Here is an 18,198-nt window from a genome sequence, read left to right on the forward strand (position 1 = left end):
CCGCCGCGCCGCCCGGGACCCCACCGAAGGACGCGCCCCGGGGGACCCGGCCCGGGCGCGCCCGGGTGCCACGTCCCGGTCCCCCCTGCGGGGCTCCTGAACCGGGCCGCCGTCCTGCCCTCGTAGGCTTGGGTGCATGACGGAACTGCCCGCCCGGCGTCTGCTGCTGGTCCACGCCCACCCGGACGACGAGTCGATCAACAACGGCGCCACCATGGCCAGGTACGCGGCCGAGGGCGTCCACGTCACCCTGGTCACCTGCACCCTCGGCGAGGAGGGCGAGGTCATCCCGCCCGGCCTCGCCCACCTCGCGGCCGACCGCGAGGACCGGCTGGGCGCGTACCGCGCCACCGAGCTGGCCGCGGCCATGCGGGAACTCGGCGTCACCGACCACCGCTTCCTCGGCGGCCCGGGCCGCTTCCGGGACTCCGGGATGACGGGCACCGAGCAGAACACCCGGTCCGGCTCCTTCTGGTCGGCCGCCGTCGACGACGCCGCGGCGCCGCTCGTCGACGTCATCAGGGAAGTGCGCCCGCAGGTCCTCGTCACCTACGACCCGCACGGCGGCTACGGCCACCCCGACCACATCCAGGCGCACCGCGTGGCCCTGCGCGCCGCGCAGCTCGCCGCCACCACGGGTGGCCGCCCCGGCGCCCCGCACGCCATCCAGAAGATCTACTACAACCGCGTGCCGCGCTCCGTGGCGGAGGCCGGCTTCGCCCGGCTCAGGGCCGAGCTGGCCGCGCTGCCCTTCCCCGTGGCGGCCACGATCGACGAGGTGCCCGGCGTGGTCGACGACGCCACCGTCACCACCGCGATCGACGGCACCCGCCACGTCACCGCCAAGGCCCTGGCGATGCGCGCCCACGCCACCCAGATCGAGGTGGCGCCGCCCTACTTCGCGCTCTCCAACCACCGCGCCCAGCCGCTGTTCCCCGTCGAGTACTACGAGCTGGCCCAGGGCGCCACGAGCCGCGGCAGCGGGCGCGAGACGGACCTCTTCGAGGGGGTGACGCCATGACGGCCCCCATGGCACACACGTACGGACGGAATGAGTGAGAGCTTCATGAGCGCAACGAAAAGAGCCGCCGCGGCCGGACTCCCGCACGGCCCGGGCAGCTATCTCACCCGCCCGCCGAACCCCGCCCGCATCGCCGCGTGTTTCGGCCTTTTCCTGCTCGGCGCGGTGACCGGCACGGCGGGCGCGCTGCTCCAGGCGGCCTGGTTCCCCGGTGGCCTGTTCCTTGCCCTGGTCGCCGCGGGCGGCCTGTTCCGGGGCGGCGGCCTGGCCACCGGCACCCGTCCCGGCATCGTCGCTCCGGCGGGCGGCTGGGTGATCGCCGTCCTGCTGCTCACGGCCACCCGGGCGGAGGGGGACTTCGTCTTCGGCGCGGGAGCCGGTTCGTACCTCTTCCTCCTCGGTGGTTTGGCAGTCGCGATGATCTGTGCCACCCTCCCCCAAGCTTCAAAGGCGCAGGGAGAACCCCCGAGCCCCCGGCCGCCGGGCGGAGGCGGCGCCCGTCTTGGTAAGTGATGCATCCCTTCGTCGTGCGATGACCGATCTTGCACCGCAGGGTTTTCCGTCACCGTCTCCGGAACCGGAGCGGGGACGGCCAGTATGGTGGTGCGCGCCGCCGAGCCTCCTCCTGCCCGCGGCCGGAGGACCCCAGCATCTGGGGCACCTCCCGGGCCCACGGGGCACCGGGGGAGGAACGGGCGGTGGAGCCAAACAGGAGAACCTGCCTTGAGTCGTGAAACTGACAATTCGTCCCCCGGGTCCCAGGGGCGCGGCGGAGCCGCGTACCCCTCCGGGACGCCTCCGTACGGCACCCCGGCGCAGGGCGCCGCCGCCGAAGAGGGCGCGGACGCGGAGCGGCAGGGCGCCGGCGCACCGGCGGAGGAGCGCAGGACCGAGACCACGCTGACCACCAGGGTCCGCATCAACATCCCCGGGTCGCGCCCCATCCCGCCCGTGGTCATGCGGACCCCGATGTCCGACCTGGCCCCCGACGTGACCAAGGCCGCGAAGGCCGCGAAGGCCGCGGCCTCCGCCGACCCGGCAGGCGAGGGTGCCGGGCGGTCCGCGGACGGCCCGGCGGAGGGCGCGGCCGACGCGCCCGCGGGGCCCACCAGCGACTGGTTCGCACCCCGCAAGCCGACCGCGTCCCGCGGCGGGGCGACGGCGCCCGGCACGGGACCCGTCGGCGACCCGTCGGAGCACGGGCAGGGCGGCCCCGCCGACCCCTTCGGCGGCGGCCCGTTCACCGACCGCTCGGAGTACAGCGGGTACGCCGAGCACCCGGAGGGCGCGGGATCCGCGGGTGCGTCGGGGCCGCTCGCGCCGGGCGGCATCGACCCGAAGGCGCTCGGCGGCCCGGGCGCGGGCAACCGCAGCGGCCTGTACGACCTGTTCGGGGAGCCCTCGGCGTCCTCCGCCGAGTCCGCGTCGAAACCGGGTGGCGAGCAGGGCGCCGGTGCCGGCGACGTGTCCGGCGACGGACCCGGTGGCGCGCCGGGGCCCGAGCGCGGCAGGGGCACGTTCGACGTGACGGGCGCCCTCGCCTCGGGACCGCTCGGCACCGGTGCCTCGGGCGGCGGTCCGCGCTCCTCCGACCTGTCGTACTTCCCCGAGACGTCCCAGGAGGCGGCCGCCCAGCGCAGCGGCCTGCCCCGGCGGCCCACCGGCCCGACCGGCGGCCCCGTGACCGGCGACAGCGCGCTGGCGTCCGCGGGCGGCACGGGCCGGACGTCCGGCGGCCCGCTGGGCGGCGCCCCGGGCACCCCAGGCGGCCCCGGTGCTCCCGGCGCCCCCAAAGCTCCCGCCGCCGGAGTTCCCGGTGGTGCGGGCGCGCCCGGCGGACCCGGTGGCTCGCGGCCGCGGATGAGCGACGACACCGCCGTCCTCACCCCGCAGAAGCCCGCGCCGGACCGGGGCAACCCCGAGGACAACGTCTCGGGCCACACCGTCACCAGCGGCATCCCGGTCGTGCCGTCCCCGCAGAACTCGCCGTTCGGCCAGCCGCCCGGCGAGTCGGAGGGCGGCGTCCCGCACACCCCGCCGAAGCTTCCCGGGCCCGGCGCGCGCAGCGCGCCCGCCGCGTCCGCGCCCAAGAAGAAGGGGCGCAGCAAGCTGGTGCTGCTCGCCGGTCTCGTGGTCGTGCTGGCCGGCGGCGTCTACGGCGCCGGCCTGCTGGTGAACCACGCCGACGTCCCCAAGGGCACCACCGTCCTCGGTGTAGACATCGGCGGCGGCACCCGCGACGAGGCCGTCAAGAAGCTCGACGCGGCCTTCGGCGACCGCACCGGTATGGCGCTCAAGCTCGCCGTGGGCGGCAAGTCCGTGCCGCTCAGGCCCGATCAGGCGGGGCTCGCCCTGGACACCGACGCGACCGTGCAGGCCGCGGCGGGCAGCGACTACAACCCGATGACCGTGGTCGGCTCGCTGTTCGGCGGCAAGCGCGTCATCCAGCCGGTGATGCCCGTCGACGCGGAGAAGCTGCACGCCGCGCTCGAACGCGCGGCAGGCGGCGCGGGCACGGCGACCGAGGGCACCATCCGCTTCGAGCAGGGCAGGGCGGTCGCCGTCTACGGCAAGGCGGGCAAGGCCGTCGACGTCGACCAGTCGGCCGAGGCGGTGGAGCACGCCTACCGCACCCAGGTCGAGAGCGGCCGCCCGAGCCAGGTGCGGGTGCCCCTCACCGAGCGCCGACCCACCGTCAGCAACGCCGAGGTGGACCGGATGATGCGGGAGTTCGCCGAGCCCGCGATGTCCGGGATCGTCACCATCAAGGCGGGCAGTGCCTCGATCCCGTTCGGACCGGAGAAGTCGCTGCCGCAGATCCTGGGCGTGCAGGCGGTCGACGGCAAGCTCGTCGACACCTACGACAGGGCCGCGGTCAAGAAGCTCTACGGCACGACCTTCGACGGTGTCCTCGTCACACGGGGCAACGGCAAGAAGACGCCCGTCACACCGGAGGACGTCATCGGGGTCATGCGCAAGGCGCTGCTGGGCAAGACGCCTGCCGAGCGGGTGGGCGTCATCGAGACGGATCCGAGCTAGAACCCTTCGCTCGAATCGGGCCGGATCGGGGAGCGGGGTCTGGTGCGGGCGGCTGCTTGGCGGAGGAGGGAGTCGGCGCGGAGCGTCGGTGACCGACGACAACGCCGCGGACGCGCGTGCCGGGGCCCGCGAGCCCTGCGCCATCCGAACGACGGGCCCTGGCGCCCGGGACCTCGGGCGGGTCCGCGGTACAGGGCCCGCCCAGCAGCCCGGGCCCGTCCCGCGGCCCCGTGCGGGCGGGCCGTACCGGGCATGGCCGGGAGCCGACTTGCGGCGTTCCGGTATCCGCTCCATCGTGGCCCGCATCGAACGCCCGGACGGGCACGACAGAGCGGGTGGGGCCGTATGACGTGGGAGTTCACCGACGACCGTGAGGTCACCGTGCGGATGGCGGGGCGGCCGCTGCGGGTCGCGGCCTACCTGCGGGCCGGTGCCGGGCTGTTCGACCTCGGTGTACGGCCCGTGGGCGTCTACGGCTCCGCGCACGACGGTGCGCGTCCCGACCCGGCCAAGTCGGGCGCCCTCGCCGGGCAGGACGTGCCGTATCTGGGCGCGGGCGGCGCCCTCGACGAGAGGGCACTGCGCTCCGTGCGCCCCGACCTGATCGTCGACGTCACCTACGACCGCGAGCACGCGTACGCCGTGGACGGCTCCGTCGCCGCGCGGGCCGGGATCCCGGTGCTGGCACTCGCCGTGTCCGCGGACGTCCCGCTCACCCGCATCCTGGGCCGGTTCGCCGAGCTCGGCAGGGCGCTCGGCGGGCGCCGCCCCGCCGACCTCGCGGGGGACGCGCGGGAACCGGGCGCAGGGGGGCTGGCGGCGGCGGAGGACGCGGTGCGCACCGCGGCCCTGGGCGGCCCGGGGCCGCGGGTGCTCGCCCTGTCCGCGGCCGGGCCCGACCGGGTGCACCTGGCCCGCCCGCGGACCTGGCCCGAGCTGCGCCACCTCGCGGACCTCGGGGTGCGCCTGGTCGAGCCGGGACCGGGCGGGGTCAACTGGTCGACCACGACCTGGGAGGCCGCCGCCGGTTTCGGGGCGGACGTGATCCTCGCCGACAGCCGCGGCAACGCCGTCCGGCCCGCGGACCTGGCGCGGCAGCCGGGCTGGCGGGCCGTCGCCGAGCGGGCGGTGGTCGTCGGGTGGAACCCGGAGCTGCCGGGCAGCCCGGGCGCCTGCGCCGCCTTCCTGCGCGCGGTGGCCGACGGGCTGGCGGCGGCCCGGGACGAGACCGCCTGACACGGCCGCGGTGGCGGAATCCGGCCCGCCGGACGCCCGGCCCCGTCCGGTTGTCACGAGTGCGGCCATGACATCTGTCACCCCATAGTCACGACCGCCGACACTGACGGCGCCCGGGGGCGGTCCGCCACGATGAGGTGCATGACGACGACTGTTGAGGCCGGTACCGCCACCGCGGCCGTGCACTTCGACCAGGTGAGCAAGTCCTACGGGGACGTACGGGCCGTGGACGGGCTGTCGCTGGAGCTTCGCCCGGGCGAGACCGTCGCCCTGCTCGGCCCCAACGGCGCGGGCAAGTCCACCACCCTCGACCTCCTGCTCGGTCTGCGGAACCCGGACCAGGGCTCGGTGCGGGTCTTCGGGCTGAGCCCGAGGGACGCGATCGTCGCAGGGCGCGTCGGTGCGATGCTGCAGAGCGGCGGCCTGATGGACGAGATCACGGTCAGGGAGCTGGTGAAGCTCGCCTGCGACCTGCACCCCAAGAGGTACCCCGTGGCCGACGTGCTCACCCGGGCCGGTATCGAGGCGCTCGCCGACCGCAAGGTGAACAAGCTCTCCGGCGGTCAGGAGCAGCGCGTGCGGTTCGCGCTGGCCACCGCGGGCGCCAACGACCTGATCGTGCTCGACGAGCCCACCACCGGCATGGACGTCTCGGCCCGCCAGGCATTCTGGGCCACCATGCGCGAACAGGCCGACCAGGGCCGCGCGGTGCTGTTCGCCACGCACTACCTGGAGGAGGCCGACGAGGTCGCCGACCGCGTGCTGGTCCTGCACCGCGGCCGGCTGCTCGCCGACGGCAGCTCCACGGAGATCAAGGCCAGGGCCGGTCAGCGCAGGATCGCCTTCGACCTGGAGACCGTCGACGAGCAGGTGAAGGAGAAACTGCGCAAGCTGCCGTTCCTCAGCAGCATCGACATCTCCGCGGAGACCGTCCGCATCCAGTCCACCGACGCCGACGCCACCGTGCACGCCGTGTACGGCCAGGGCCTCTACCCCCGTAACCTCGAAGTGGCCGGGCTCGGTCTGGAGCAGGCCTTCGTCGCCATCACCGCCGCCGAGGAGGCGAAGACCGCATGACCAGCCTCATCAGGCTCGAACTCGTCCGCGCCCTGCGGAACAAGAAGTTCCTGTTCTTCTCGGTCGTCTACCCCGCCGTGCTGTACCTGATCCTCGCGGGCACCGCGTCCAAGGACAGCAAGGTCGCGGGCACCAGCCTGACCCTGCCGACGTACTACATGGTCGCCATGGCGTCCTTCGGCGCGCTGACCGCCGTTCTGATGGGCAACAGCGAGCGGATCGCCAAGGAGCGCGAGAGCGGCTGGGTCCGCCAGCTCCGGCTCACCTCGCTGCCCGGCAGCGGCTACGTGCTCGGCAAGATCTCCAGCGCGGCCGTCGTGAGCCTGCCCTCGATCGTGATCGTCTTCGTCCTCGCCGCGGTGCTCAAGGGCGTCACCCTGAGCGCCTCGCAGTGGCTGGCGCTGACCGGTTCGATCTGGGCCGGCAGCCTGGTCTTCGCGGCGCTCGGGGTGGCCATCGGCTACCTGGCGACCGGCGACGCGGTGCGCCCCATCACGATGATCACGTACTTCGCGCTGTCGCTGCTCGGCGGCCTGTGGATCCCCACCACCGGCTTCCCGACCTGGCTGCAGAACATCGTGCAGTGGCTGCCCACGCACGCCTACTCCGCGGTCGGCCAGGCCATCGAGCTGGGCCACACGCCGCAGTGGAAGGACTTCGCCATCCTCGTCGCCTACCTCCTGATCTTCACCGGCGGTGCGGCCTGGCTGTACCGGAAGGACACCAGGACGGCGTGAGCGCCATGGCCAGGGCACGCCGGGAGGGCCGGGACCCCGCCGCCGGGACCCGCCGGGAGGACCGGGGCCCCGCCGCCGGCGGGGCCCCGTCCGCCGTGGTGCCGGACGCGGGGCGCGACCGGCGGGTGCGCCGGCTGTTCGCCATGGGCCGCCCGCCCGCCAACCGGCGCGAGGCCTACAGCAAGCTGCTGTGGATCGGCATCTGGCTCACCTTCCTCGGGGACCCGGTGCGCGACCTGCTGCGGGGTGACGAGACCTCCGGGTTGCACATCCTGGGGTGGACCGGCCTCGTGGCCTTCGTGGCCATGTACCTCGCCCTGGTCTTCCGGCACACCAGCCGCGCGCTGGAGCGCAACGTCGTGTGGACGGTCCTCGGCGCGCTCTTCGCCCTCGCGACCGTCCTGACGTTCGCCCTCAGCCCCGCCTGGCTCGTGCTGTACGTGTACGTCGCGGTGGCCTGCGGGGCCACGCTGCCGCTCCCCATGGCCCGCTGGTCCATCGTCGGTGTCGCCGCCGTGGTGGTGGGCGCGGGGCTGGTCCGCGGCGGGACACGGACCGGCTTCGACCTCGGCCTGCTCGTCCCCGCGGTGATCGGCGGCTTCGCGATGACCGGCGTGCGCCAACTGGTGCTGACGACGGTGGAGCTGCGCCGGGCGCGCGCCACCGTCGCCCAGCTCGCCGCCAACGAGGAGCGCCTGCGGCTCGCCCGCGACCTGCACGACCTGCTGGGCCACTCGTTGTCGCTGATCACGCTGAAGAGCGAGCTGGCCGGGCGGATGCTGCCCGACCGGCCGGAGAAGGCCGCGCAGCAGGTCCAGGACATCGAGCGGGTCAGCAGGCAGGCCCTCGTCGACGTCCGCGAGGCGGTCTCCGGGTACCGGCGGCCCCGGCTGCTCGGCGAGCTGGCCGGCGCCCAGGTGGCGCTCGCCGCGGCGGGCATCACCCCGGTGGTGCCCGCCGACGGCGACCCGCCGCTGCCCGAGGAACTGCCCGAGGAACGGGAGTCCGTGCTCGCCTGGGCGCTGCGCGAGGCCGTCACCAACGTCGTGCGGCACAGCGGCGCCCGCAGGTGCGGCATCGAGCTGATACGGCGCCAGACACTAGGCGGCGCCTTCCTGGAACTGGCCGTGGAGGACGACGGCGCGGGCGGCGCCGCCGTCCCCGGCAACGGCATCACCGGCCTGACCGAACGCCTGGAGGCCGTCGGCGGCACCCTGGAGACGGCCTCCGGCCGGCTGGGGGGCTTCCGGCTCCAGGCGAGGGTGCCGCTGGGCCCGGAGCGCACCGGGCCGGAGCCCGTAGGATCCGGGGCATGAGCGACACGATCAAGGTCCTGCTCGCCGAGGACCAGTCGATGGTCCGCGAGGCCCTGGCCGCACTGCTCGGCCTGGAGCCGGACATCGAGGTGGTCGCCCAGGTCGCCCGGGGCGACGAGGTGCTGGCCGCGGTGCGCGAGCACGACGTGGACGTGGCGCTGCTGGACATCGAGATGCCCGGCAAGACGGGCATCGAGGCCGCCGCCGAGGTGCGCCGCGCACGGCCCGGACTGAAGCTGGTCATCCTCACCACCTTCGGCCGGCCCGGCTACCTGCGCAGCGCGATGGAGTCCGGCGCCGACGCCTTCCTCGTCAAGGACGCGCCCGCGGCCCAGCTCGCCGAGGCGGTGCGCAAGGTGCTCGCCGGGGAGCGCGTCATCGATCCCACCCTGGCCGCCGCGGCCCTCGCCGACGGAGCCAACCCGCTCACCGACCGAGAACGCGACGTGCTGCGCGCCGCGGCCGACGGCTCCACCAACGCCGAGCTGGCCGGGAAGCTGCACCTCTCCCAGGGCACCGTGCGCAACTACCTGTCCACGGCCATCCAGAAGCTGGCCGTGCGCAACAGGGCCGAGGCCGTCCGGATCGCCCGCGAGAAGGGCTGGCTGTGAGGCCGCCGCCCCGGCCGTACGGCCGGTGACGGGGCCGGGTGGTGCGGGCGTGCGGGGCACCGGACGGTCCGGGCGGGGCGGCGCCGGGCGTGCGGGGCACCGGGCGGGGCGGGGGCGCAGGGTGGCGCGGGCACCCCGGCGCCGGGTCAGTTGAGCATGGCCCGCGCCGCGCGCGCCTGGCCGCGCACCCGGGCCGCGGCCCGTTCGTCCACCGCGGCCACCACCTCCGCGTACGCCTCCAGCTCCGCCGCACCGCCGAGGTAGTCCCCGCGCTGCACGAGCAGTTCGGCCCGCTCGTGGCGCAGCCGCGCGGGGTGCGAGGGCAGCAGCAACTGGAGGTCCACCGCCCACAGGGCGACGTCGGAGTGCTCGGGCCGCGCGGCGGCCCAGGCGCGGATGTTGTTCAGGATGCGCACCAGCACGTCCAGCGGCCGTGCGGGCACCAGCATCGACGGGTGGAAGGGGGCGCCCACCGCTCCCGCGACCAGCAGCCGGGCGTCCTCGCCCGCCAGCACCCGGCCGCCGTCGAACGGGTCGACGAGCACCTGCCCCTCAAGCGCCTCGCCGGCCGGCCGGCCGTGCTCCCGATCGCGTGCCGGCCGCTCCGCGCCCGTCCCGAGGCCGACCACGAAGTGCCCCGGCAGGGCCACCCCGTACACCGGCGCCCCGGCCCGCCGCGCCACCTCGATCCAGACGACGGAGAGCAGGATGGGCAGCCCCCGGCGGCGGCGCAGCACGGTGTGCAGCAGCGAGGCGTCCAGACGGCGGTACTCGGCGGGTGTGCCGTGGAAGCCGTACCGCTCGCCGAGCAGCTCCACCAGCGCGCGGGCCCAGGCCCCCGGGCCGCCCGGGCGGAACGGCAGCTCGCCCGCGAGCCGGTCCAGCTCCATTTGCGTGGCGTCGATCCCCGCCGCGTCCAGCGCACCGTCCGCCTGCGCCCCCACCAGCAGGCACAGCAGGGCCAGGTCGGGCCGCTCGGCGCGGGCCTGCTCGGCGAACGCCCGCCGCCACTTCGCGGCCCGCGCCGGGTCAGGTGGGCGCGGCGGGGGAGGCGGGGGAGGAGATTGCGGGTGGGGCGGAGGCATCGGGGTGCGCCCTTTCGTCATCCCGGTCGGCGGTGTGGGGGCGTGACGGCCGCGGGGCCGTCCGGTCGGGAAACGGGACGGCCGCGGGGCCGTCACCCCCGATAGTGGTGGTAGGAGTGGTGCACGTCGAATCCCATGCCGTCGTACAGCGCCCGGGCGCCCGTGTTGTCCGACTCGACCTGGAGCCACGCCGCCGAGGCGCCCTCGTCGAGGGCGCGCCGGGCCAGGGCCGTCATGACGGCCGTCGCCAGGCCCCGCCGGCGGGCCGCCGGGTCCACCTCGACGGCCATGAAGCCTGCCCACCGGCCGTCCACGACGCAGCGTCCGATCGCCACGGGCACCTCAGGCGCCTCGCCGGGCACCGACGCGAACCACACCGAGGGCCCGGCCGCGAGCACCGTCCGCACCGCGCCGCCGGGTTCGGCCGCCGGGCCGCCGGGCCCGCCCGAGCGGTTGTAGCGCCGCAGCCAGCCCTCGTCGACGTCCCTGTGCAGCCGTACCCGTGCGGGTTGGGCCGCACGGTCGCCCGCCGGGTCGGCCAGCGGCGCGAGCGGCGCGGTGCGCAGCTCCGCGGTCACCTCCCGCCGCCAGCCGGCTGCCTCCAGGTCCGCGCAGAGCCGCTCCTGGGCGCCCGCCGTGCCGGTGGCCGTCTGGATGTACGGCGGCAGCCCGCGGCGCGCGTACCAGGCGCGCACCGCGGACAGCGCCTCGGGCAGCGGCAGGCCCGGGTCGCCGAGCGGCAGGACCGAGTTGGCCCGCCGGGTGAAGCCCACGGCACCGGTGCCCGCCGTGCCCGGCGCCCGGCGGACGGCGGCCCGCAGCACCCAGTCGCCGAGCGGTTCGCTCTCCACCGGCTGCCAGGCGCGTGCCGTGACGCGCGCCAGTTCCGCGTACGACGCGGACGGCCCCCGCCGCCGGACCGGCGCCCCGGGCACGACCTTGCCCGCGACGAGCGAGGACTCCGCGATGTGCACCCGTTCGCCCGTCCGGCGGGTGACGACCAGCGTCCCGTCGTCCCACGATGTGAGAATCCCGACCGTGTCGGTGAACCTTCCGTCCGAGTCGCCGGTGTCGGCGAGCCGTCGGACGGAGATGCGTTTTCCCACGTCATGGACCGTTATGCGGACTTCGAGACGTCCCATCGCGGCAAATTCCACGGCACTGTCCACCCCTCGTGTTCGGTTCCGGGCCCGGAACGGAGATACTAGGTGCGGGCATCGACGACGCCGCGCTCCCGCGCGCCAGGCGGCGGGGCCTGAGGTGGCCCGCCAGCGCCCTACCGAGGAGGAACGACAGCGTGACCTACGTCATCGCGCAGCCTTGTGTCGACGTGAAGGACAAGGCGTGTATCGAGGAGTGCCCGGTCGACTGCATCTACGAGGGCCAGAGGTCCCTCTACATCCACCCGGATGAGTGCGTCGACTGCGGTGCCTGCGAGCCGGTCTGCCCGGTCGAGGCGATCTTCTACGAGGACGACACCCCGGAGGAGTGGAAGGACTACTACAAGGCGAACGTCGAGTTCTTCGACGAGCTCGGCTCGCCGGGCGGCGCCAGCAAGCTGGGCCTGATCGAGCGCGACCACCCGTTCGTCGCCGCGCTGCCGCCGCAAAACCAGTAAGGCGCCCCCGCACCACAAGTGAGCGGCCCGTCGTTGCGCCGCCTCGGTCCCGTACGGCTCGTGTGCCGTGCGGGACCGAGGTGTTTGCTCCCCCGGCGGCCGGGTCGCCCCGGGTGACCGGGTCCCGCCGCCAGGATCCCGTGGCCGTACGCAAGAAAGAGTGAGCACCGTGTCCAGCTCCGCTTCCGCAGTCTCTAGCCGGCTCCCCGACTTCCCGTGGGACAAGCTGGAACCGTACAAGGCGACGGCGGCGGCCCACCCGGGCGGCATCGTCGACCTGTCCGTCGGCACCCCGGTCGATCCCGTGCCCGACATCATCCAGAAGGCGCTCGCCGAGGCCGCCGACTCGCCGGGCTACCCGACCGTGTGGGGCACGCCCCGGCTGCGGGACGCGATCAGCGGCTGGTGCGAGCGGCGGCTGGGCGCGCGCGGGGTGGGGCACCGCAACGTCCTGCCGGTCGTCGGCTCCAAGGAACTGGTCGCCTGGCTGCCCGTCCAGCTCGGCCTCGGCCCCGGCGACCGGGTGGCCCACCCGCGGCTCGCGTACCCGACGTACGAGGTCGGCGCCAGGCTGGCACGCGCGGAGCCGGTCGGGTACGACGACCCGACCGAGCTGGACCCGGCCGGCCTGAAGCTGCTGTGGCTCAACTCGCCCTCGAACCCGACCGGCCGGGTGTTGTCCAAGGAGGAGCTGACGCGCATCGTGGCCTGGGCGCGCGAGCACGGCGTCCTCGTCTTCAGCGACGAGTGCTACCTGGAACTCGGCTGGGAGGCCGAGCCGGTCTCCGTGCTGCACCCGCAGGTGTGCGGCGGTTCCTACGACGGCCTGGTCGCCGTCCACTCGCTCTCCAAGCGGTCCAACCTGGCCGGCTACCGCGCCGCCTTCCTCGCCGGTGACGAGCGGGTCCTCGGGGAACTGCTCGAGGTGCGCAAGCACGGCGGCATGATGACGGCCGCGCCCACCCAGGCGGCCGTGGTGGCGGCGCTCGGCGACGACGAACACGTTCGCGTGCAGCGCGAGCGCTATGCCGCCCGGCGCACCGCGCTGCGCGAGGCGCTGCTGAAGCACGGCTTCCGTATCGAGCACAGCGAGGCCAGCCTCTACCTGTGGGCCACCCGCGACGAAAGCTGCTGGGACACCATCGGCCATCTCGCCGGTCTCGGCATCCTCGCGGCCCCCGGGGACTTCTACGGCCCCGCGGGCAACCGGTTCGTCCGCGTGGCCCTGACCGCCACGGACGAACGCGTCCGGGCCGCGGTGGCCCGCCTGTCCTGACCCGTTGCGCCGACGGGCCCCGGCCCACCTCCGGCCCAGGGGCCCGTCCAAGGGGCGCGCGGAGATGCGCGAGCAACCGGAACGCACGGCAGCGCGCCGCGACCGGCACGCCGCGCTTCCGGGCGCCCACACCGGCACCCGCCCTCGGGCCCCCGCCGGAAAGAGCCGGAAAGAGCCGGAAAGAGAACGCACAAGGGCCCGGGAAGCACCTGCTCCCCGGGCCCTTTCACCTCACGGCCGCACGCGCCGAACGGCGCCGCGGTCAGCCCACCGGCAGTCCGCCGGTCGCGGTGCCCGCGGCGGCACCGGTGGCGCCGCCCGCGGTTTCCACGACCTTTCCGACGGCCGGAGCGACGGTGCCCGTGCCGGTGCCCAGGGTCCTGCCGAGTCCCTTCTGCACGTCACGGTCGGCGGAGGTGCCCGCCGCCGTCTTTCCGATCCGGTGCGAGGTGTCCTGGACCGTAGTGCCGGTGTGGGCGGTGTCCGGGGTGCTGAGCCCGGCCAGGTCGGCCGCGGCGGGGACGGCAGCGGCGCTCGCGACGCCGGCCGCACCGACCACGGGAGCCGCTCCCGCTGCGACAAGCAGCGCGGCTCGGGCGATCCGGCGGGTCAGGGGGAGGGACATGATGCTCCTTCAGGACGGGATGCTCAGCGATCGGTGCCCGGCGCGCTCGGACGCCGTGACTACCGCTCGAAGACCCGGAAGGTTGCGGGAGCCGAAAGTAAAGAATGGGTAATGCGTCGCATTATCCGCTACGGATAAAAGCGGCCGAACGTGCGGTGCGACCGATGAGTGCAAAATCCTTACGTCCGGCTGCGAGCAGGCCCGTCACCGGCCGGCGCCGCCCTTGGGGCCCGGCTTCCCCGGCCCCCCGGGCGCCCCGCGCACGGCCCTCCCTGCGGAGGAACGCCCGCACGGCTGCCCGAGTCCCGGCCGGGCGCCGGTCGCGCCGCGCCGGGCGCCGGTCGCGCCGCGCTCAGCGGGCCGTGACGATGACGACCCGGTCGGTGCCGGCGGCGGCCGTGCCTGGCTTGTCGTCGCCGTCCGCCGTGCGCCACGCGCCGCCCGAGTCCGCGCTCCACTGCCGGCCTCCGTAGCTGACCTGCGCGATGCCGAGGCGGGACGAGTTCGCCACCGCCCAGTGCGCCAGCTCCCAGCCGCGCCGGCGGACGTCACCGCCGCCCGTCCCCGCGCCGGCCCGCACCGGCACGGTCACCGAGCGCCCCCCGCCGCCCGCCGCTTGCGGGCTGCTGGAGGACCGCGGGTCCGCTGCGGGGGAGGCCGCGCCGGCGCCCCGCGGCACCGAGGACGCCGCCGTTTCGAGTACACCGCTGCCGAAGTCGTGGACGAGCGCCCTGCGCACCCGCGCCGGGTCACCTGGCCGGTCCAGCGAGCCGTCCTCGCAGGTCAACGTGGCCGCGGCACGGCCGGTGAGGGCCGCGGCGAGCAGCGTCGCGTGCGGCTCGTGCTTGGCGTACGCCTGCGGGTAGCCGCTGTGCTGGACGCGCTGCGCGGCGACCGTCAGCGGAAGCCGCGAGTAGCCGGGCACCTTGGCCAGGTGCGCGTAGAACGCGCCCGCCGCGTAGGCCGGATCCATGATCTCCGCGCTGCTGCCCCAGCCCTGCGAGGGCCGCTGCTGGAACAGGCCCAGCGAATCCCGGTCACCGTGGTCGAGATTGTCCAGATGTGACTCCTGGAGCGCGGTGGCCAGCGCGATGGTCACCGCGCGCTCGGGCATGCCGCGCGAGGTGCCCACCGCGGAGATGGTGGCGGCGTTGCCGGCCTGCTGCGGGGATAAGCGGTACACCGCGCCGTCCCCGTCGCCCGAGACGACCGTGCAGCGCGCCGCCGTCCTGCCGCCGGTGCCGTAGCGCACCACCAGATAGCCGGCGAGCGCCAGCAGCACCACGAAGGCGGCGCCCAGGCGGAGCACGCGGGTGGGCCGGACGGGGGAGGGGGGTGTGGACTGCTCTGACACCCGAACACGGTACTGGAGACGGAGGGGGCCCGGTCCGCGCGTTAGGGTCGGGGGCATGGACGTGCGCCCCCTTGACCTGACGTCAGACGCGGCACAGCTCACCGCGCGGCTGGTCGACTTCCCTTCGGAGAGCGGCACCGAGGAGCCGCTCGCGGACGCGGTGGAGGCGGCCCTGCGCGCCCTGCCCCACCTGGCGGTCGACCGGTACGGGAACACCGTCGTGGCCCGCACCCGGCTCGGCCGGTCCGAGCGGGTGATCCTCGCCGGCCACCTCGACACGGTGCCCATCGCGGAGAACGTGCCCTCCCGGCTGGACGACGACGGCATCCTGTGGGGCTGCGGCACCTGCGACATGAAGTCCGGAGTCGCCGTGCAGTTGCGCATCGCCGCTACGGTTCCCGCGCCCAACCGCGACCTGACCTTCGTCTTCTACGACAACGAGGAGGTCGAGGCGCACCTGAACGGCCTCGGCCGGCTCGCCGCCGCCCACCCCGACTGGCTGGCCGGCGACTTCGCCGTACTGCTCGAACCCTCCGACGGGCAGGCCGAGGGCGGCTGCCAGGGCACCCTGCGGGTACTGCTGCGCACCACGGGCGAGCGCGCCCACTCCGCGCGCAGTTGGCTGGGCTCCAACGCCATCCACGGCGCCGCGCCGATCCTGCGGCGGCTGGCCTCCTACGAGCCGCGCCGCCCGGTCATCGACGGGCTGGAGTACCGCGAGGGCCTGAACGCCGTCCGCATCGAAGGCGGCGTCGCGGGCAACGTCATCCCCGACGCCTGCACGGTCACCGTCAACTTCCGCTATGCGCCCGACCGCACCGAGGAGGACGCGCTCGCGCACGTCAGGAAGGTCTTCGCGGACTGCGGCGTCGCGGAGTTCGTCGTCGACGACCACGCCCCCGGCGCACTGCCCGGCCTGGACCACCCGGCCGCCGCCGCGTTCGTCGCGGCCGTGGGGGGTGACCCGCGGCCCAAGTTCGGCTGGACCGACGTGGCCCGTTTCAGCGCCCTCGGCGTGCCCGCCGTGAACTACGGCCCCGGCGACCCGCAGCTCGCCCACAAGCGCGACGAGCACGTCGACACCGCCAGGATCCTCGCCGCGGAGGAGCGGCTGCGTGCCTGGCTGACGAGCTGAGCCGACCGGCGGCAGCATCCGCAGGGGCCCCGCCCCCGGGGCGTGCGAGGCCCGCCGCAGGCGGCTCCTCGGCTTCAGGACGGTGGGGGAGCAAGGACACCGGGAGTTACGGCCCCGGCCACGTCCTTGGATCTACGCTGAAGTGTTCAGACCGCCAGCGGAAGGGGACGTACATGGACAGTCCGCAAGCAGGGGGACCACCGGAGGAGCAGTACCTGGGCCCGGTGGTGCGCCGGCGTGAGCAGATCCAGCCCGGCACCACCGACCAGCGGCTGCTGGACACCGAGGGTGACTCCCAGTGGGTGCACACCGACCCGTGGCGGGTGATGCGCATCCAGTCGGAGTTCGTGGAGGGCTTCGGGGCGCTCGCGGAGCTCCCCAGCGCGATCAGCGTCTTCGGCTCCGCCCGTACGCCCCCGGGCTCCAAGGAGTACGAGGCGGGCGTACGGCTCGGCCGCGCGCTGGTCGAAGCGGGCTTCGCGGTGATCACAGGCGGTGGGCCCGGGGCCATGGAGGCGGCGAACAAGGGCGCGCGGGAGGCCAAGGGCGTCTCCGTCGGCCTCGGCATCGAGCTGCCCTTCGAACAGGGCCTCAACCCGCATGTCGACTTCGGTGTGAACTTCCGGTACTTCTTCGTCCGCAAGACCATGTTCGTGAAGTACGCCCAGGGCTTCGTGGTGCTGCCCGGCGGCCTCGGCACCCTGGACGAGCTGTTCGAGGCACTCACCCTGGTGCAGACCCGCAAGGTGACCCGCTTCCCGATCGTCCTCTTCGGGTCCTCGTACTGGGGCGGCCTCGTCGACTGGCTGCGCGGCACGGTGGTCGCCCAGGGCAAGGCGTCCGAGAAGGACCTGCTCCTGTTCCACGTCACGGACGACGTGGACGAGGCGGTGGCACTGGTCACCAAGGAGGTCGCCCGCTGACCACCCGGGGGCGGGGCGCCCGCCCCGCCGGCGCCCGCGGGGGCGGCGGACGGTCTCAGGCAAGCCCCCGGCGGGCGACCGCCGGGGCGCGGTGGCCGGCGATCGAGGCCACCATGTCCAGCACCTGCCGGGTCTCGGCCACCTCGTGCACCCGGTAGACCCGGGCTCCCAGCCACGCCGAGACGGCCGTCGTCGCCAGCGTGCCCAGCAGGCGCTCCTTGACCGGCCGGTCAAGCGTCTCGCCGACGAAGTCCTTGTTGGACAGCGAGACGAGCACCGGCCAGCCGGTGTCCGCCATCTCACCGAGCCGGCGCGTGGCCTCCAGGCTGTGCCGGGTGTTCTTGCCGAAGTCGTGGCCCGGGTCGATCAGCACCGACTCCCGCGGCACGCCCAGGGCCACCGCGCGCTCCGCAAGGCCCACCGTCACGTCCAGGATGTCGGCCACCACGTCGTCGTAGGCGATCCGGTGCGGCCGGGTGCGCGGCCTGGCACCGCCGGCGTGGGTGCACACCAGGCCCGCACCGTGCCGCGCGGCGACCTCGGCGAGCCCCGGGTCCACCCCGCCCCAGGCGTCGTTCAGCAGGTCCGCGCCCGCCGCGCAGACCGCCTCGCCGACCTCGTGCCGCCAGGTGTCGACGCTGATGACCACGTCCGGGAACCTGCGGCGCACCTCGGCCACGAAGCCGACCGTGCGGCGCGCCTCCTCCTCGGCCGTCACCTCGTCGCCCGGGCCGGCCTTGACGCCGCCGATGTCGACGATGGCGGCGCCCTCGGAGACGGCCTGCCCGACCCGGTCGAGCGCCGGCTCGTCGTGGAAGGTGGCGCCCTGGTCGTAGAAGGAGTCCGGGGTCCTGTTGACGATCGCCATGATCACCGGCTCGTGCGGGCCGAACTCGCGCCTGCCCAGCCTGAGTGTCCCCTGCGGCATCCCGTCCGGCCTCCTCGTACTCCGCCCCTGTGCCTGTGACCCTAACTGTCACAGGGGCATGGCACGATCGGAGTCCGACGGTTCGCGTGGTCGGCCGGGCGGCCGGCTGCGGTCCGCCCCGGCCCGTGCCTCGCCCTGGGCCGCGGCGGTCACCCCGGCCGCCCGGGCGTCCCGCCGTCGGCGCCGCGCCCGGGTGCGCGGTGGTACCGCATGGAAT

17 protein-coding genes are annotated in these 18,198 nt (G+C 74.9%); 12 read left to right on the top strand and 5 right to left on the bottom strand.

From position 1 onward, the window contains the following. Nucleotides 1-136 precede the first annotated feature (136 nt). The 8 genes from mshB to IE313_RS18875 all read left to right on the top strand — a co-directional run bounded on the left by mshB (nucleotide 137) and on the right by IE313_RS18875 (nucleotide 9,037). Nucleotides 137-1,021 (top strand): N-acetyl-1-D-myo-inositol-2-amino-2-deoxy-alpha-D-glucopyranoside deacetylase, encoded by an 885-nt coding sequence (gene mshB, locus IE313_RS18840; RefSeq protein ID WP_189933696.1) that lies wholly within the window; start codon nucleotides 137-139, stop codon nucleotides 1,019-1,021. Between the two features lie 45 nt (nucleotides 1,022-1,066). Further along, nucleotides 1,067-1,534, top strand: coding sequence for a DUF6113 family protein (locus IE313_RS18845; protein WP_229924761.1), 468 nt, complete (start codon nucleotides 1,067-1,069; stop codon nucleotides 1,532-1,534). 210 nt (nucleotides 1,535-1,744) lie between these two features. Beyond that, nucleotides 1,745-4,060: a peptidoglycan binding domain-containing protein gene (locus tag IE313_RS18850; protein ID WP_189933698.1), complete on the top strand. Its 2,316-nt coding sequence runs from the start codon at nucleotides 1,745-1,747 to the stop codon at nucleotides 4,058-4,060. A gap of 345 nt (nucleotides 4,061-4,405) precedes the next feature. Then, nucleotides 4,406-5,296 (top strand): substrate-binding domain-containing protein, encoded by an 891-nt coding sequence (locus IE313_RS18855; protein WP_189933700.1) that lies wholly within the window; start codon nucleotides 4,406-4,408, stop codon nucleotides 5,294-5,296. 141 nt (nucleotides 5,297-5,437) lie between these two features. Beyond that, entirely contained in the window at nucleotides 5,438-6,373 is a 936-nt protein-coding gene (locus IE313_RS18860) for an ABC transporter ATP-binding protein (protein WP_189933702.1), read from the top strand. Then, nucleotides 6,370-7,110, top strand: coding sequence for an ABC transporter permease (locus tag IE313_RS18865; RefSeq protein ID WP_189933704.1), 741 nt, complete (start codon nucleotides 6,370-6,372; stop codon nucleotides 7,108-7,110). Before IE313_RS18860 ends, IE313_RS18865 begins: the two co-directional genes overlap by 4 nt. A gap of 143 nt (nucleotides 7,111-7,253) precedes the next feature. Continuing rightward, the gene (locus IE313_RS18870; RefSeq protein WP_189934018.1) at nucleotides 7,254-8,426 is read left to right on the top strand and encodes a sensor histidine kinase; all 1,173 of its coding nucleotides are present in this window, start codon (nucleotides 7,254-7,256) and stop codon (nucleotides 8,424-8,426) included. After that, nucleotides 8,423-9,037: a response regulator transcription factor gene (locus IE313_RS18875; RefSeq protein WP_189933706.1), complete on the top strand. Its 615-nt coding sequence runs from the start codon at nucleotides 8,423-8,425 to the stop codon at nucleotides 9,035-9,037. Before IE313_RS18870 ends, IE313_RS18875 begins: the two co-directional genes overlap by 4 nt. A 146-nt stretch (nucleotides 9,038-9,183) precedes the next feature. On the opposite strand, the gene IE313_RS18880 is transcribed toward IE313_RS18875, so the two are convergent. Both IE313_RS18880 and IE313_RS18885 read right to left on the bottom strand, forming a co-directional pair. Next, the gene (locus IE313_RS18880) at nucleotides 9,184-10,122 is read right to left on the bottom strand and encodes a transglutaminase family protein (protein ID WP_189933708.1); all 939 of its coding nucleotides are present in this window, start codon (nucleotides 10,120-10,122) and stop codon (nucleotides 9,184-9,186) included. A 92-nt stretch (nucleotides 10,123-10,214) separates the two neighbouring features. Next, nucleotides 10,215-11,279: a GNAT family N-acetyltransferase gene (locus IE313_RS18885; RefSeq protein ID WP_189933710.1), complete on the bottom strand. Its 1,065-nt coding sequence runs from the start codon at nucleotides 11,277-11,279 to the stop codon at nucleotides 10,215-10,217. Between the two features lie 140 nt (nucleotides 11,280-11,419). Between IE313_RS18885 and fdxA the strand changes: the two genes are divergently transcribed. Continuing rightward, nucleotides 11,420-11,740 carry a ferredoxin gene (fdxA, locus tag IE313_RS18890; RefSeq protein WP_003973842.1) on the top strand — a complete coding sequence of 107 codons (321 nt, stop codon included), beginning with the start codon at nucleotides 11,420-11,422 and terminating at the stop codon, nucleotides 11,738-11,740. A 169-nt stretch (nucleotides 11,741-11,909) separates the two neighbouring features. Then, a complete protein-coding gene (locus tag IE313_RS18895; RefSeq protein WP_189933712.1) occupies nucleotides 11,910-13,016 on the top strand; it encodes a bifunctional succinyldiaminopimelate transaminase/glutamate-prephenate aminotransferase in 1,107 nt (368 codons plus the stop codon). 262 nt (nucleotides 13,017-13,278) lie between these two features. Here the strand turns inward: IE313_RS18895 and IE313_RS18900 are convergent, their stop codons facing one another. Then, nucleotides 13,279-13,641, bottom strand: a complete 363-nt coding sequence (locus IE313_RS18900) for an ATP-binding protein (protein WP_189933714.1) — start codon at nucleotides 13,639-13,641, stop codon at nucleotides 13,279-13,281. Between the two features lie 352 nt (nucleotides 13,642-13,993). Continuing rightward, complete coding sequence (locus tag IE313_RS18905; RefSeq protein ID WP_189933716.1) at nucleotides 13,994-14,995, bottom strand: VldE C-terminal domain-containing protein; 1,002 nt, start codon at nucleotides 14,993-14,995, stop codon at nucleotides 13,994-13,996. 55 nt (nucleotides 14,996-15,050) lie between these two features. Between IE313_RS18905 and dapE the strand changes: the two genes are divergently transcribed. Then, on the top strand, nucleotides 15,051-16,130 hold the full coding sequence (gene dapE, locus IE313_RS18910) for a succinyl-diaminopimelate desuccinylase (RefSeq protein ID WP_189933718.1): 1,080 nt from the start codon (nucleotides 15,051-15,053) through the stop codon (nucleotides 16,128-16,130). 173 nt (nucleotides 16,131-16,303) lie between these two features. After that, nucleotides 16,304-17,053, top strand: a complete 750-nt coding sequence (locus tag IE313_RS18915) for an LOG family protein (protein WP_189933720.1) — start codon at nucleotides 16,304-16,306, stop codon at nucleotides 17,051-17,053. Nucleotides 17,054-17,108: 55 nt separating this feature from the next. On the opposite strand, the gene folP is transcribed toward IE313_RS18915, so the two are convergent. After that, nucleotides 17,109-17,981 carry a dihydropteroate synthase gene (gene folP, locus IE313_RS18920; protein WP_189933722.1) on the bottom strand — a complete coding sequence of 291 codons (873 nt, stop codon included), beginning with the start codon at nucleotides 17,979-17,981 and terminating at the stop codon, nucleotides 17,109-17,111. Between the last annotated feature and the right edge of the window lie 217 nt (nucleotides 17,982-18,198).

This window comes from Streptomyces sulfonofaciens (assembly GCF_014656295.1).
In the GTDB taxonomy this organism is placed as follows: domain Bacteria; phylum Actinomycetota; class Actinomycetes; order Streptomycetales; family Streptomycetaceae; genus Streptomyces; species Streptomyces sulfonofaciens.